This is a genomic window from Kosakonia beeri, assembly GCF_054165705.1.
This window is the reverse complement of sequence record NZ_CM135106.1, coordinates 3,795,891-3,812,173: the sequence shown is the minus strand read 5'-3', so window position 1 is coordinate 3,812,173 and position 16,283 is coordinate 3,795,891. Positions and strand designations below refer to the sequence as shown.

The window sequence follows — 16,283 nt, the reverse complement described above, 5'->3', positions numbered from 1 at the left end:
GCCACCCGGCACAATGCAGGGTGGCGCTTCGTTTATCAGCCCTGAGATACCGCGAATTTACTGTCCAGTTTGCTGTAACCCAGCCCGTTGATCTTCTTCACTTTGATCTGCACCGGAATGCGCTCTTTCATCGCTTCGACATGGCTGATCACGCCAATGGTTTTGCCGGTAGCATTTAACGCGTCCAGCGCATCCAGCGCGGTGTCCAGCGTTTCGCTATCCAGTGTGCCGAATCCCTCGTCGAGGAACAGCGAATCAATGCGAGTTTTATGACTCACCAGATCGGACAGCGCCAGTGCCAGCGCCAGACTTACCAGGAAGCTTTCGCCGCCGGAGAGGGTGCGCGTATCGCGAACCGCATCGGCCTGCCAGGTATCGACCACTTCCAGTTCCAGCGCCTCGCTGGCTTTGCGTTTTAGCAGATAGCGGCCATGCAGACGAGTGAGCTGGTTGTTGGCCAGCCATACCAGATTATCCAGCGTCAGCCCTTGGGCAAACTTACGGAATTTATCGCCTTCTTTCGAGCCAATCAGCGCATTTAACTGGCCCCAGTCGTCGCAGCACACGGTGGCCTGCTCAATCTCCAGCAGCACCGCCTGTTGGCGCTGGCGGTTAGCGATATCCTGTTTCAGCTGCTGGCGCAATGCACCCTGCTGGGTCGTGTTTTCACGCAACTGGTGGTTGGCGCTTGCCAGCGCCTGCGTGGCGCTTTCGGCGGTGATCTCTTTTGCCATTCCGGCAGGCGGCTGCGCCTGGTGCGCGGCCACTGCCTGTTCGGCACTGACAGCCAGCGCCTGTTTTTGCTGGCAGTCGCTGTCCAGTTTCTGGCGCAGTTGCTCAAGGCGCTGACGTTCGCCGTCGTCAAGCAGTGCGGCAAGAAACGCTTCCGTATCCGCAAAGACACTGTTTTTCAGCGCGCTGGCGAACTGTTTTTCCAGCGCATTTTCTGTGGCACTTTCCTGCGCCAGTTGCTGCTGCAGCGTTTGCCACTGGCTCTGTAACGACACACAATCGTTATGGATCTGACGCCAGCCTTCCAGCGCAGTGGTTTGCCCGTCCGCAAGAGCATCGTCGGCCGGCAGCGTTTCAATCACAGGCGTTAGCTGCGCCATGCTTTCGCGCAACGAAGCCAGTTGTTGCTGCTGCTGTTGCCACTGCTCCGCTTCCTGCGCCCGCGCCGCCAGCCAGGCGTGCTCTTCACCTTCCTCTGGCAGGCTGAGTTCGAGCGGTTGCAAGGCTGAGGCCAGGCTGGCACGGCGGCTGACAACCGCCTGTTGATAATGTTCACCCTGCTGGCGCAGTTCATGAATTTGCTGCTGCAACGTCTGGTGCTGATTCAACAAATAAAGCTGATGCTCGTAGGCATCCTGCGCGCTTTGCCAACTGGTCAGCTCCCGGTGCGGTTCCAGCGTCACATTCAGTGCGGCGCAGGCGCTGGCCCACGACTGCAGCAGGGTCTGTTCTTCCTGCTGTAAGGCTCTGGCTTCGCGCTCATCTTTCTCGTAACGTTCGCCCAGGCCTTTCAGCCTTTCGCTTAGCGCAACACCCTCTTCTTTTACCTGGCGGACTTCCAGATCCAGCGTATTGCGTCGCGCCTGGTTCACGCCGGGTTCGAGGGTTTGATAGTGCGCCACCGCCGGGTGTTCCGTCGCGCCACAGAGCGGGCAAGGGTGGCCGGGTTGCAGGCGGGCACGCTCGCTTTCGAGATCTTTAATGCGGTTTTCCAGCTCGACAATGGTGGTGACATCCACCAGCAACTGATTTTTTTCTTTATACAGTTCGCGCTTGCGTGCCAGCTCGAGAGTGAGCTTCTCCTGCTCGTTTTTCAGATCGACCAGGCTCTGCTGGCGAAGACTTAGCTGTTTACGTAGCGGCGCAAAACGGGCATGCAGGGCGATTAACTGCTGACGCTGCGGGCGCTGCTGCGCGCACCGTTGCATGGCCTGGGCGGTTTCTTCCATGCTGAGCGCCAGCGTTGAGACTGGCAGTGTCTTCAGCCTGGATTCATGGCTCTGAATGCGTTGTTGCAGGTTTAGCCACTGTTTTTTTTCTTCTTCCAGTTGATTAAATAGCACCCGCCAGCCGGTCAGCTCGTTGTGCCACTGTTGGTAACGGGCATGTTCAGCCAGCCAGCTATCCAGCGTTTTTTGGGAACGCTGTAAGGTGGCGAGTTGCTGCGCGGCGCTGAAGCGAATACGGGCGCGCTGTGTCAGGCTGTTATGTAAGCGAGTATTTACTTCGTCACTCTGCTGACCGGTGCGACGCAACGTTTTACGCTGTTCTTCAAGGCGCTCCCATAAGGGGCGCAGCTGCTGAGCCGGCTGTGCGCGTTCTAGCGCTGCCAGTTGGGGTTGCGCGCTTGCCTGGGCCTGACGGGCCTGCACTAAGGCGGCCTGCGCCCGGTCCTGAGCGTCGCGCAATTCAGCGTTCCGGTTCAGCCAGTTCGCCTGCGCCTGGCGAATGCTCAGGTCAGCCAGCAGGTGGTGTTCCTGGTCAGTAAGTGCCTGCAAACTTTGTTCAAGCTGCTGGCGCTGGGCATCGTCCAACAGTGCGACACTTTCGGCCTGCGCCTGTAATTTTTCCAGCCGGATTTTCGCCGCTTTATGTTTCTCAAACACCATGGCGGAAATTTGCCCGTAGATTTCGGTGCCGGTCAGCTCCTCCAGCAATTCGGCGCGCTCCCGCGGTTTGGCGTTCAGGAAGGCGGCAAATTGCCCCTGAGATAGCAGCATCGAACGGGTAAAGCGGCCGTAATCCAGCCCGGTGAGTGAGGCGGTCAGTTCCAGTTTGTCTTTGACTTTATCGGCCAGAATTTTGCCGCTGGCGCACATTGCCAGCTCAACGCGCGGTGCCTGCAGGTTGCCTTCGGCTAAACCTCTGGCGCGACTCTGGCTCCAGAAAGCGCGATACGCCACGCCTTTGACTTCAAACTCCACCTCTGCCAGGCATTCGGCAGTGTCCCGGGTCATCAGATCGTTTTGTGACTGCGATAAGGTGCTGAGGCGAGGTGTTTCGTGGTAAAGCGCAAGGCAGATGGCGTCGAGGAGGGTGGTTTTACCCGCGCCTGTTGCGCCAGTGATGGCGAACAGACCGTTACTCGCGAAGGGCTCTTCACTAAAGTCGATCTTCCATTCACCTTTCAATGAATTCAGGTTTTTTAGTCGCAAACTGAGAATTTTCATGCCTCTTTCTCCTCATCCAGCGCCTGCAATGCCTCACTGAACAAGGCCTGTAAACGCACGCTTTGCGTTTCGTCGAGCTCTTCATGCGCCAGGCGGCGGGCAAAAACCTCTTCGACTTTTAATTCATTGAGCGTTTCCCGCAGCTCGCCAGCAAGTATGCGCTCGCGATGTTCACGGCTGCGGCGAACTAACAGGACTTCCACGGGAAGGGCTTCGGTCACCTGCTGGATTTTGCGTTGCACATCCGCCAGGTAGTCATGGCTTTCGATTTCGATGTCCAGCCAGACCGGTTTGTCGGCAGGGGCATCGCGCCACTGTTCCAGTTGCTGGCAGATGGCGGCGAAATCACCTTTGATCACTGCCAGTTCCTGTGTGGTGGGAACATTAAGCGTGGTCACTTCGGCCAGTTTCCCCCCGGCAAAGCTCACAAGGTTAACGCTTTTGCTTTTACCGGTTTCATCAAAACTGAGCGGGATCGGTGAGCCGCAGTAACGAATGTGCTCCTCACCGCCAATTTTTTGCGCCCGGTGGATATGACCAAGTGCCATATAGTCAACAGGGGGGAAATTCTGCGCCGGAAAGGCATCCAGCGTGCCGATATAAATATCACGTACCGCGTCACTTTTGCTGGCACCAACGGTGGTCAAATGGCCGCTGGCGATAACAGGCAGCGCGCTATCGCCACGCAGAGTGCAGGCGTCACGGTACTGCTGTTGATAATAGTCAGTGATAGCCGCGAGCAGATGTTGCTGTTTTTGCAGGCCGGACAGACCCGCCTGACTCAGGACAATGTCGCGCGGACGCAGAAACGGCACCGGGCAAAACACGGCTCCGGGCTCGCCATTACGGCGGTGGAGCAGAAAAGGTGCCGCCCCGGCGCTGGCTACTACGGTCGTTTTCAAATAGGCCAGAATCTCTTTCGATTCATTGAGCGTGGCCACGGAGTCATGGTTGCCGGCCAGCACCACTAACTGGCAGCCGGTGCGCTGGAGTTTAACCACAAAACGGTTATATAACTCGCGGGCATAGCTCGGCGGTGAACCGGTATCAAAGATGTCGCCAGCCACAATGATCGCATCTGCCTGGTGGCTTTCGGCGTTTTCCAGCAACCAGTCGAGAAAAGCGTCGTGTTCGGCGGCACGGCTTTTACTGTAAAAGTTCTGTCCCAGATGCCAGTCAGAGGTGTGAATTATGCGCATAGCGGTTCCGTGGCGAAAAAACGTAAATCAGATTATAAACATTAAGCAGATGAGGGACATATCCGAATAAAAACAGGGATTGTCATCGCGTGCTGAAGAGGGTCATCTGACGGTCATGTTATTCATAAATCTGTCATAAAACTGACGCATAATGGCGCCGCTATATATACTGACGACTTAAATAAAACAGGGCAAATTATGGCGAGACGAATTCTGGTCGTAGAAGACGAAGCACCCATCCGTGAAATGGTTTGCTTTGTGCTCGAGCAAAATGGCTTTCAACCAGTAGAAGCTGAAGATTATGACAGCGCGGTGAATCAACTGAATGAACCCTGGCCCGATCTCGTTTTGCTGGACTGGATGTTGCCAGGTGGTTCAGGCATTCAGTTTATTAAACATCTGAAACGTGAAGCCATGACCCGTGACATTCCGGTAATGATGCTGACGGCGCGTGGTGAAGAAGAGGATCGCGTTCGCGGCCTGGAAACCGGAGCGGACGACTATATTACCAAACCTTTCTCGCCAAAAGAGCTGGTGGCGCGTATCAAGGCTGTCATGCGCCGCATTTCGCCGATGGCGGTGGAAGAGGTCATCGAAATGCAGGGGCTGAGCCTCGATCCCTCGTCTCACCGCGTAATGACCGGTGAAAATCCACTGGATATGGGCCCGACAGAGTTTAAACTCTTACACTTCTTTATGACTCACCCGGAACGTGTTTACAGCCGCGAGCAGTTGCTGAATCATGTTTGGGGAACCAATGTGTATGTGGAAGACCGTACGGTGGACGTGCATATTCGCCGACTGCGCAAAGCGCTGGAACACAGTGGTCACGATCGTATGGTGCAAACAGTGCGCGGCACGGGATACCGTTTTTCGACCCGTTTCTGAAATTTGACAGGAGTGTGACGCGTGCTGGAACGGCTGTCATGGAAAAGGCTGGTGCTGGAGCTCCTCCTTTGTTGTATCCCCGCCTTAATACTCGGCGTCATGTTCGGTTATCTGCCCTGGTTTTTACTCGCCGCGGTAACCGGGTTACTGATCTGGCATTTCTGGAATTTATTGCGCCTCTCCTGGTGGCTATGGGTTGATAAAAGTATGACCCCGCCGCCCGGCACAGGAAGCTGGGAGCCTCTTTTGTATGGGTTGCACCAGATGCAGATGCGCAACAAAAAGCGTCGCCGTGAACTGGGTAGCCTGATCAAGCGCTTTCGCAGCGGGGCGGAATCCCTTCCGGATGCGGTGATCCTCACCACGCAGGAAGGCGCTATTTTCTGGTGCAACGGTCTTGCGCAACAAGTGCTGGGGCTGCGCTGGCCAGATGATAGCGGGCAGAACATCCTTAACCTGCTGCGTTACCCCGAATTCACCCAATACCTGAAGAAAAAAGAGTTTACCCGGCCTTTGCACCTGGTGCTTAACAACGGTCGCCATCTCGAGATCCGCGTGATGCCCTACACGGAAGAGCATTTGTTGCTGGTGGCGCGCGATGTGACACAAATGCATCAACTGGAAGGGGCGCGGCGCAACTTTTTTGCCAATGTCAGCCATGAGCTACGTACGCCGTTGACCGTGTTGCAGGGCTACCTGGAGATGATGCAAGAGCAGACGCTTGAAGGCGCGCCACGGGAAAAAGCGCTGCATACCATGCGGGAACAGACCTCGCGCATGGAAGGTCTGGTGCGCCAGCTACTCACGCTGTCGAAGATTGAAGCGGCGCCGACATTGCCGCCCAACGAAACCATTGATGTGCCGATGATGCTGCGGGTCGTGGAGCGCGAGGCGCAAACCCTCAGTCAGCAAAAGCACACCTTTGATTTTGATGTCGACAGCAGTCTCAAAGTGCTCGGCAATGAAGAGCAACTCCGCAGCGCCATTTCCAATCTGGTGTATAACGCTGTCAACCATACCCCGGCAGGGACACATATTATCGTGAGCTGGCGTCACCTGGCGCAGGGGGCGGAGTTCAGCGTCGAAGATAACGGGCCGGGCATTGCCGCTGAGCATATTCCGCGTCTCACCGAACGTTTTTACCGGGTGGACAAAGCCCGATCCCGGCAAACCGGTGGCAGTGGCCTGGGGCTGGCGATTGTGAAGCATGCGGTAAACCACCACGAAAGCCGTCTCGATATTGTCAGTCAGCCAGGTAAAGGTACCCGCTTCAGTTTTGTTCTTCCGGAACGCCTGGTTGCCAAAAAAGCCGCTTCCTGAGCTCGCTGTCAGCTTATCTTTCCAGCGGTCTGTGAAAACAGACCGCTCATACGTACCTTGTCTCCATCCTGAAACGTATTTTGTACGCATGCTGCTTTTTTGTTCGCATGATCAGCCATGTGTTTTTCTTATAATTGGAATTATTCACTGGTAAGAATTCCCGTTGTAGTAGATGCATCTGGTTTTGCGATCCCACCTTGCCTTTAAACGTTATAAGCGTTTAAATTGCGCCCCGTACATCGTTATACCGACTGTATTTGCGTGGTAAATCGAAAAACTATTCTCCGCTACGTAATGCATAAAGCATTTCCCGCTGACTTTCAGCGATATAGACGTTGTATTGTTCGGTAGGGAAAGGCGAAAAAAACATCATTTTTACGACACCACATCCACAGGCAGTAACAAAATATGACCCATCACTTAAAACCACGAGACATTGTTGCTCTGGGCTTTATGACTTTTGCCCTCTTCGTAGGCGCAGGTAACATCATTTTTCCACCGATGGTCGGCTTACAGGCGGGTGAACACGTCTGGACAGCAGCCATAGGCTTTCTGATCACCGCCGTTGGCCTGCCCGTCCTTACCGTGGTCGCGCTGGCGAAAGTGGGTGGTGGCGTAGACAGCCTGAGCACCCCGATTGGCAAAGTGGCGGGCGTACTGCTGGCGACGGTGTGCTATCTGGCGGTGGGGCCGTTGTTTGCGACTCCGCGTACTGCAACAGTCTCTTTTGAAGTCGGGATCGCACCGCTGACCGGTGAAGGCGCAATGCCGCTGCTGATTTACAGCATCATCTATTTTGCGCTGGTGATCCTGGTGTCGCTCTACCCGGGTAAACTGCTGGATACGGTGGGTAACTTCCTGGCGCCGCTGAAAATTATTGCCCTGACGATCCTCGCCATCGCTGCTATTGTCTGGCCTGCCGGCCCGATCAGCCACGCGCTGGAAGCCTACCAGACTGCACCGTTTTCGAATGGTTTCGTGAATGGTTACCTGACGATGGACACCCTCGGTGCCATGGTGTTCGGTATCGTGATTGTCAACGCCGCGCGTTCTCGCGGTGTTACCGAAGCACGCCTGCTGACCCGTTACACGGTCTGGGCTGGGCTGATGGCGGGTGTTGGCCTGACGCTGCTCTATCTGGCGCTGTTCCGTCTCGGTTCTCACAGCTCAACGCTGGTGGAACAGTCTGCTAACGGCGCGGCGATCCTGCATGCCTATGTTCAGCATACCTTTGGTGGCGCGGGCAGTTTCCTGCTGGCCGCACTGATTTTTATTGCCTGTCTGGTGACGGCGGTTGGCCTGACCTGTGCCTGTGCAGAGTTCTTTGCCCAGTATCTGCCGCTCTCCTACCGTACGCTGGTATTTATCTTGGGTATCTTCTCGATGGCGGTTTCCAACCTCGGACTGAGCCATCTGATCCAGATTTCGATTCCGGTGCTGACGATGATCTACCCGCCGTGCATCGTGCTGGTGGTACTGAGCTTTACCCGCTCCTTCTGGAACAGTTCCACCCGCGTTATCGCACCGGCTATGTTCATTAGTCTGCTTTTTGGTATCCTTGACGGCGTGAAAGCCTCTGCCTTTGCAGAACACCTCCCCGCCTGGACGCAGCGTTTACCGCTGGCGGAGCAGGGACTGGCCTGGTTGATGCCAAGCCTGGTGATGGTGGTTCTGGCGGCAATCTGGGATCGCGCAGCGGGGCGACAAGTGACCTCCAGCGCGCATTAACAGCGGCAAACACGGCTTGTTTAACCACGGGGTGTCGTGCTCCGTGGTTTTTTATTTTTGTGTTGAATAATGGCAGTGGAAACGATGGAAAGTACGAATAAGCTGAAGCGTGGGCTAAGCACCCGCCACATTCGCTTTATGGCGCTGGGTTCGGCAATCGGCACCGGCCTGTTTTACGGCTCTGCAGATGCCATCAAAATGGCGGGGCCAAGTGTATTGCTGGCCTACATTATTGGTGGCGTCGCCGCGTACATCATTATGCGCGCGTTGGGCGAAATGTCGGTGCATAACCCTTCCGCCAGTTCCTTCTCCCGCTATGCCCAGGAAAACCTTGGCCCGCTCGCCGGGTATATCACCGGCTGGACGTACTGTTTTGAGATCCTGATTGTCGCGATTGCCGATGTTACCGCATTTGGCATTTATATGGGCGTCTGGTTCCCGACGGTGCCGCACTGGATTTGGGTATTGAGCGTGGTGCTGATTATTTGCGCCATTAACCTGATGAGTGTGAAAGTGTTCGGTGAACTGGAGTTCTGGTTCTCGTTCTTTAAAGTCGCCACCATTATCATCATGATCGTTGCCGGTTTCGGCATCATTATTTGGGGTATTGGTAACGGCGGGCAGCCGACTGGCATCAGTAACTTGTGGAGTCATGGCGGCTTCTTCAGTAACGGCTGGCTGGGCACGGTGATGGCGTTGCAGATGGTAATGTTCGCTTATGGCGGTATCGAAATTATTGGTATCACCGCCGGGGAAGCGAAAGATCCGGAGAAATCGATCCCGCGCGCCATCAACTCAGTACCGATGCGTATCCTGGTGTTTTATGTTGGTACGCTGTTTGTGATCATGTCGATTTATCCGTGGAATCAGGTGGGCACAGACGGTAGCCCGTTTGTCCTGACCTTCCAGCATATGGGCATCACTTTTGCTGCCGGTATCCTCAACTTTGTGGTGTTGACCGCCTCGCTCTCCGCGATTAACAGCGATGTGTTTGGCGTTGGCCGCATGCTGCACGGTATGGCGGAGCAGGGCAGCGCGCCGAAGATGTTTGCTAAGACCTCGCGTCGCGGCATTCCGTGGGTAACGGTAATGGTCATGACCGTCGCATTGCTGTTTGCGGTGTATCTCAACTACATCATGCCGGAAAATGTTTTCCTGGTGATTGCGTCGCTGGCGACCTTCGCCACCGTATGGGTGTGGATCATGATTTTACTGTCGCAAATTGGCTTCCGCCGTCGTCTGTCAGCCGATGAAATCAAGGCGCTGAAATTTAAAGTACCGGGTGGCGTCGCTACCACGGTCGCCGGGCTGCTGTTCCTGGTGTTCATCATCGCCCTGATTGGCTGGCACCCGGAAACCCGCATCTCGCTGTATGTCGGTTTTGCATGGATTGTGCTGCTGCTGATTGGCTGGGTACTTAAACGCCGTAAAGCATAAGCATGGAGACTGCCCGCAAGGCACTGCGCCAGCGGGCAGGATGCCATCGCACATTGTACGCGGGCTTGCGGTTCTTTCTCGCACTCATCCAGCCCGGTACCCCGCGATTTCCCTCCTGTAACCTGGCTACGTGCCAGAGCGATAGCCTCAACGCTGACACCCAAACCGCTGAACGTTTCCAGCGCCGACGCTGATGCCTTTTGCGGTACGGGGCACGCGCCACGAATGCGGGGTGCGTGCTCTGCCAATAAGGATTCTGTCGTCTCTTGCGGCCAAAATTGATGCGCCACAAAATACTGTCTGAGCGTGTTAATCCTTGGCTGGGAGCGTGCGATGAAGACCCGACTTTCCGGTTTGCTCTTGGCGGCTCTCTTCTCAGGCTATAGTTTTGATCAGTATAAAAATCTCTCCGTCGGGCGATTTCGGGCATGAGCACGAAGCGGGCGCGGAAAAACTCACCTATATACCCGGTGAATATCCCGCAAGATCGCCTCTGCGCCCCGTCTCTCCCCCCCGGAAAAAAAGCGAAAGAAGGAGGTGAGGCGCAGGCGGTTATGAAAAAGTGGCGTCATTTTGAACGAAGGGGATAGTCGATGTTGAATGCATGGCACCTGCCGGTTGCGCCATTTGTGAAGCAGGACAAAGATCAGTTGAGGGTGACCCTCTGGCTCAGCGGCGTGTCGCTGCCGTCACGCGTGATGCTGCGGGTGGAGGTTGATAACGAAGAGATCCCACTGGCAATGCATCGCGCACGTAAACCCGGCCCCGGCGGCGAGACGCTCTGGCGGGCTGCCATTGATATCAGCAGCGGGCAGCCACGTCGCCGCTACAGCTTTAAACTGCTGTGGGAAGACAAACAGCTTTGGTTTACGCCGCAGGGCTTTAGCCGTTTTCCCCCTGCCAGACTGGAGCAGTTCGCGATAGATGCCCCCGATGGTGGGCCGGAATGGGTGGCGGATCAGGTGTTTTATCAGATCTTCCCCGATCGTTTTGCCCGCAGTCAGGCACGCGCAACCCAACAGGATGAAGCCTGGTACCACCATGCCGCGGGGCGGATGACCGTGATGCGCGACTGGGACGATCCGCTGACCGGAGAAGCCGGGGGATCGACATTTTACGGCGGCGATCTTGACGGTATCAGCGAAAAACTGCCGTACCTGAAAAAACTGGGCGTCACTGCGTTGTACCTCAACCCGGTGTTCGTCGCGCCCAGCGTGCATAAATACGATACCGAAGATTATCGCCATGTTGATCCCCGTTTTGGCGGCGATCCGGCGCTGTTGCGTCTGCGTCATGCTACGCAAGCGGCAGGCATGCGCCTGATCCTCGATGGCGTGTTTAACCACTGTGGCGACTCACATGCCTGGTTTGATCGGCATAATCGAGGCACGGGCGGTGCCTGCCATAATCCGGACTCGCCCTGGCGGAGCTGGTTCAGCTTTGATGATGAAGGGCTCGCCCGCGACTGGCTGGGGTATCCGAGCCTGCCGAAACTGGACTATCGCGCCGCGTCACTGGTCGAGGAAATATACCAGGGGGAAGACAGTATTGTTCGTCACTGGCTTAAAGCGCCGTGGAATATGGACGGCTGGCGGCTGGATGTGGTGCATATGCTTGGCGAGGCGGGCGGTGCGCGTAATAACCTTCACCATGTTGCTGGCATTACCCGCGCCGCCAAAGAGACACAGCCGCAGGCTTACGTGGTAGGTGAGCACTTTGGTGATGCACGTCAGTGGCTCCAGACGGATGCTGAAGATGCAGCGATGAATTACCGTGGTTTTACGCTGCCGGTGTGGGCGTTTTTGGCCAGAACCGACATCGCTTACGATCCGCAAAAAATCGATGCGCAAACCTGTGCAGCGTGGATGGATAATTACCGCGCCGGGCTGTCGCATCAGCAGCAAATACGCATGTTTAACCAACTCGACAGCCACGATACGCCGCGTTTTAAAACGGTACTGGGCAACGATATTGCTCGTTTGCCGCTGGCGGTGGTGTGGTTGTTCTGCTGGCCGGGCACCCCCTGCATCTATTACGGTGATGAAGTAGGGCTGGATGGGGCCAATGATCCATTCTGCCGTAAACCCTTCCCCTGGGATAAGACATGTCAGGATGGCCGGTTGCTGGCGCTTTATCAGCGTATGGCGAAGCTGCGTTCGCGCAGCCAGGCGCTGCGTTATGGCGGCTGCGAGGTGGTATATGCGCAGGAGGATGTGCTGGTATTTGTGCGTGTTTATCAACAACAACGCGTGCTGGTCGTGATTAACCGTGGTGAAGCCTGTGAAGTGGTGCTGGAAGATTCACCGCTGCTCAGAGGGAAAAACTGGCGGCTAAAAGAAGGTACAGGTACGCTACAGGATGACGTGCTGACGCTATCTGCGATTAGCGCTTCTGTCTGGTCTGCCTCCTGAGCCGAAACGCGAGAAGGGAGGCGTTAACGTCTCCCCTTTAGCGAAGGCGAAGTACATGGATGGTCTTGTAGTTTTCGGTGTGTTAGTGCTGTTATTTGCGCTGGTGGTAGTGCCGATTGTAGCCATTACCGCCTGGCGTCGCAGCGTGGCAACCCAGGATGAACTCACCCGGCTGCGCCAGCGGCTGGTTGTGCTCGAACAGCGGCTGACGGTCGCGGCGGAACCGGCATCACTTGCCGTAGAACCGCCGCCGGTCGTTGCCGAACCTGCCATTATTGATGATCCCCCCGAACACGAACCCGTTGCCGTTGTGCCGGACGCTTTGCCTGCGGAAAACCCGTGGGGCCGCAAAGCACCTGTGCCTGGGGCGGTAGAAGCCCCTGTATTGCCAGCGCCGCAACAGGCCGAAAATGACTCCTGGGGTGTGGTCACCACGCTGGCACGTTGGTTTATGCAGGGCAATCCGCTGGCCAAATTGGGGATTGTGCTGCTGTTTATCGGCCTCTCATTCCTGCTGCGCTACACCGTTGAGTATGCGTTATTCCCACTGGAGCTGCGCCTGGTTGCGGTTGCCGTGGTGGCGATTGTGCTGCTGGGGCTGGGCTGGCGATTGCGGCATAAGCAGACGGTCTTTGCCTTAATTTTACAGGGTGGTGCCGTGGGCGCGCTCTATCTGACGGTGTTTGGCGCATTCCGGCTGTGGCAGATGCTGCCCATGACGCTGGCCTTCGGCCTGCTCATTGTCATTTGCGCCGCCAGCGTCGGGCTGGCCGTGTTGCAAAAAGCGCTAAGCCTGGCGCTGCTGGCGAGCCTTGGCGGTTATCTTGCGCCGATCCTGCTCTCAACAGGCGGTGGTAGCCATATCGCTTTGTTCTCTTTTTACCTGTTGCTCTCGGTAGGCATTCTTGCCATTAGCGTCTGGCAGCACTGGCGTGAACTCAATTTACTGGGAATGTTCTTCACCTTTGGCGTTGCCGCAATATGGGGTATGGAGAACTACCGCCCGGACGATTATTTGAGCTGCCAGCTTTTCCTGGTGGCGAACGTACTGTTGTTTGGCGTGCTAAGTGTGGCGCTGTCGCTGCGGGCACAGCGCCGCGGCGAAAGAGTGATTGATGGCGTATTGCTATTTGCGCCGCCGCTGGCCGGGTTTGGCATGCAGTACGCGATGACGCAGCACTGGGCTTACGGTCCGGCGTTCAGCGCGCTTGGCTTTGGCCTCTTTTACCTGGCGCTGGCCGCGCTTGCGCTGAAGCGTTACCCCACGGCAGCAAAACCGCTGGTACTGGCGGCACTGGCGCTGGGCGGTGGGTTTGCCACGCTGGCGATCCCGCTGGCGTTGTCGGCTCGCTGGACCGCGATGGCCTGGGCGCTGGAAGGTCTGGGCATTGTGTGGCTCGGCGTGCAGCAACATCAGCGGCGCATGAGTTACAGCGGCACGGCATTGTTGCTGCTGGCGCTGCTAAGCGCGTTGTGGGCGGCCGCGAACGGGTTGTCTGCGCTCGGAACAGTCATGATTTTCGCTGTGTTGAGCGGCTGCTGGCTGGCCGGGGCGATGCTGTGGCGCGGCTTACGTCGTGAAGGGAGCTGGCTGTTGCTGGCTGGCGGTATTCTCTTCTGGATCATTGCCCTGAGCGGTGCGGCGGCGCTGGTCGTGGCTTCGCATCAACACGTGGGCTTTATCACGCTGGCTCTGCTGGCTATTTCCGTGTGGCTATGGCGCGCAGCGCAGCAGCGTTGGCAGTGGCCTGAGCTGGGTTATGCCTGCTGGTTACTGTGGCCTGCAATGGGGGTTGCAGTGGTGTATCAGATCACCGTACAGGGTCATATTCTGGCGGGAGGATGGCAAAATCTGGCCTGGTGCGTTGCGCTGCCTTCCGCGCTGTTTTTACTTTACCGGGACAATAACACGCTGCCCGCCAGGGTTTCGCAGGGAGTGCATATTTCTCTGTTCTGGTTGTTATTGCTGGCGTCTGGCAGCGAGCTGTGGTGGTTCGTCGGGTCGCTCTCCTGGGGACTGGATGCATGGCGCGACGGTCTGCCAATGGCGGCGGGCGGCATCATTATTGCCCTGACGCTTGCTGGGATCCGCCGACGTGCGTGGCCGCTGCGTACCTGGCCTGCACTGTATGGCGCGCTGGCATTATTGCCGCTGATCCCGCTACTGCTGGGCTATCTGCTGTTTGCCAACCTGGCAGAAGGGACGGTACGGGAACTGACTTATCTACCGTTACTTAATCCACTGGAAGAGGGGGCGGCGTTTGCGCTGCTTGGGCTGTGGCTTTACGGCCGCTTTGCCGAAACGCACTATCCTGCAGTGGCAGCGCCGCTTTGGCGCGCCCGCCCGTGGGCGATCGCGGCGCTCACTTTCTGGTGGCTGAATGGCGCGTTACTGCGGGCGCTGGCCTGTTATGGCGCGGTGACGTGGAGCAGCGACAATTTGTGGCACTCCCGCCTCATCCAGACCAGTTTTGCCCTGTTCTGGATGTTGATTGCGCTGGTGGTCATGATTCATGCCACCCGGCATCATGCGCGGCAACAGTGGTTGTGTGGCGGCGCATTGTTGGGGGTGGTGCTGCTCAAGCTTATGCTGGTAGACAGCGCAGGCGGTGGCGGGCTGGCGCGGGCAGTTGCCTTTATTGGCGTGGCGGTTCTGATATTAATTGTGGGTTATTTTTCACCTCTGCCGCCGAAGGCTATGCAGGATCACAACAAGGGAGAGCAACAATGAGAGGCGTGTACGCACTGCTGGCGGCGGCATTAATGGCCTGCGCATTACCGGCATTAAGCAGCGACGATATTCCCGACGCGCCGCAGGATTATGCCTGGGGCGCGGCGCTGGATCTACCTGAGCCGGCCTCATGGTATCGGGTAGATTTGCCAATCGAGGTGTACACTGGCAGCACGCATCCCGATCTGCGCGATGTGCGGGTGTTTAACCATGACGGTGAGCGGGTACCGTTCACCCTCGAAACGCAGCAAACGCCGGTTGCAGAACCGGCTCCGATCCCGTTACGCATTTTTCCTCTTGATACCTCGCCGGTCGAAACGGCAAGTGAAGGGCAGAGCGTGGTACGTTTACACTCGGCAAACGGTGTCGATATTCGTATTGAAGGCGAGACGGCAAAAACCGTCGGACAGAGCTATCTGCTGGCGTTACCCGAGACGATGCCGGAGAACTTCACCCTCGCTCAACTTAAACTGGTTTGGAACGAGCCGGTAAAAAACTGGCAGGGAAAAGTGTCACTTTTTTTTAGCAGTAATATGCGTGACTGGGAATTGCTGCAACAGGATGCACCGGTGATGGCGCTTTCCAGCGGTAACGACCGGCTGAAACTCGACCAGATTACGGTTAACCAGTCGATGTCCTCCGACGGTGTGCGCTATCTGTTGATGGTGTTTGACTCCCCGCAACTGCCGGTGACGATAACTCAAGTCAACGCTACGCTGGGCAGCGTTGCTACACCGCGGGAGCAGGTGCAAATGGCGGCCGAGGCGCAGCGGATTTCTGCCACCGAGGCGCAATATCAGTGGCGACAGCCGCAACCGCTGAGTGCGCTTTCCGTGACGCTGGACGGGGAAGGCGTGTTGCCGGTAGAGATTGCCTTGCGTAGTGCGGCGAATGATCCCTGGCAGCCACTCACTAAAACCGTGTTGTGGCAGTTGAACGGGCAATCTTCTGCTGCACTGCCTGTATCGGGGCAGCTTGTCCAGGCGGTGCGTATCACAACGCTGGATGCCCGTTTACCGGCTGCTCTACCGCAAGTGAACGGCAGTCGTGACCTACAGACCGTGTTGTTCAATGCACAAGGCAAAGGGCCGTTTATGCTGACATGGGGGAACCGTGCGGCAGAACCTGCGGCAGTAACGATCGATCAACTTATCCCGCAGGCATTACGCAAACAAATTGATATGACGGCTATCCCGCAGGTACAGGTGATGGCGCGCGAGACGCTGGGGGGCGAAATGCGGTTAACGGCGACGTCGCCCGCTGAACGCCAGGGCATGTGGCAAACGGTGCTGGTGTGGGGCGTGTTAGTGCTCGGTGTGGCAGCGCTGGCCTGGATGGCACTGCGCATCTGGCGGGAAGCAAAACCCCGGTAGTTTCCCGGCAACAA

General features: G+C 56.8%; 9 protein-coding genes. 7 read left to right on the top strand and 2 right to left on the bottom strand.

Features of this window, described 5'->3' with window-relative positions; all coding sequences use genetic code 11:
• Window positions 1-35: 35 nt before the first annotated feature.
• Window positions 36-3,182, bottom strand: a complete 3,147-nt coding sequence (gene sbcC, locus ACUY4S_RS18040) for an exonuclease subunit SbcC (protein WP_458022056.1) — start codon at window positions 3,180-3,182, stop codon at window positions 36-38.
• Window positions 3,179-4,381 carry an exonuclease subunit SbcD gene (gene sbcD, locus ACUY4S_RS18035; protein WP_312688943.1) on the bottom strand — a complete coding sequence of 401 codons (1,203 nt, stop codon included), beginning with the start codon at window positions 4,379-4,381 and terminating at the stop codon, window positions 3,179-3,181. The genes sbcC and sbcD overlap by 4 nt, the downstream gene beginning before the upstream one ends.
• Before the next feature lie 198 nt (window positions 4,382-4,579).
• Here sbcD and phoB point away from each other — a divergent pair, with 198 nt between their 5' ends.
• From phoB to ACUY4S_RS18000, 7 genes are all read left to right on the top strand, one after another.
• Complete coding sequence (phoB, locus tag ACUY4S_RS18030; protein WP_007373472.1) at window positions 4,580-5,269, top strand: phosphate response regulator transcription factor PhoB; 690 nt, start codon at window positions 4,580-4,582, stop codon at window positions 5,267-5,269.
• 21 nt (window positions 5,270-5,290) lie between these two features.
• Window positions 5,291-6,589, top strand: coding sequence for a phosphate regulon sensor histidine kinase PhoR (phoR, locus tag ACUY4S_RS18025; protein WP_312688946.1), 1,299 nt, complete (start codon window positions 5,291-5,293; stop codon window positions 6,587-6,589).
• A gap of 408 nt (window positions 6,590-6,997) precedes the next feature.
• Complete coding sequence (gene brnQ / locus ACUY4S_RS18020; RefSeq protein ID WP_312688948.1) at window positions 6,998-8,317, top strand: branched-chain amino acid transporter carrier protein BrnQ; 1,320 nt, start codon at window positions 6,998-7,000, stop codon at window positions 8,315-8,317.
• A gap of 84 nt (window positions 8,318-8,401) precedes the next feature.
• Window positions 8,402-9,754 (top strand): proline-specific permease ProY, encoded by a 1,353-nt coding sequence (gene proY, locus ACUY4S_RS18015; protein ID WP_312688950.1) that lies wholly within the window; start codon window positions 8,402-8,404, stop codon window positions 9,752-9,754.
• A 593-nt stretch (window positions 9,755-10,347) separates the two neighbouring features.
• The gene (gene malZ / locus ACUY4S_RS18010) at window positions 10,348-12,165 is read left to right on the top strand and encodes a maltodextrin glucosidase (RefSeq protein ID WP_458022055.1); all 1,818 of its coding nucleotides are present in this window, start codon (window positions 10,348-10,350) and stop codon (window positions 12,163-12,165) included.
• A 55-nt stretch (window positions 12,166-12,220) separates the two neighbouring features.
• Entirely contained in the window at window positions 12,221-14,896 is a 2,676-nt protein-coding gene (locus ACUY4S_RS18005) for a DUF2339 domain-containing protein (protein WP_458022054.1), read from the top strand.
• On the top strand, window positions 14,893-16,269 hold the full coding sequence (locus ACUY4S_RS18000) for a DUF3999 domain-containing protein (RefSeq protein ID WP_458022053.1): 1,377 nt from the start codon (window positions 14,893-14,895) through the stop codon (window positions 16,267-16,269). The genes ACUY4S_RS18005 and ACUY4S_RS18000 overlap by 4 nt, the downstream gene beginning before the upstream one ends.
• Window positions 16,270-16,283: the final 14 nt, after the last annotated feature.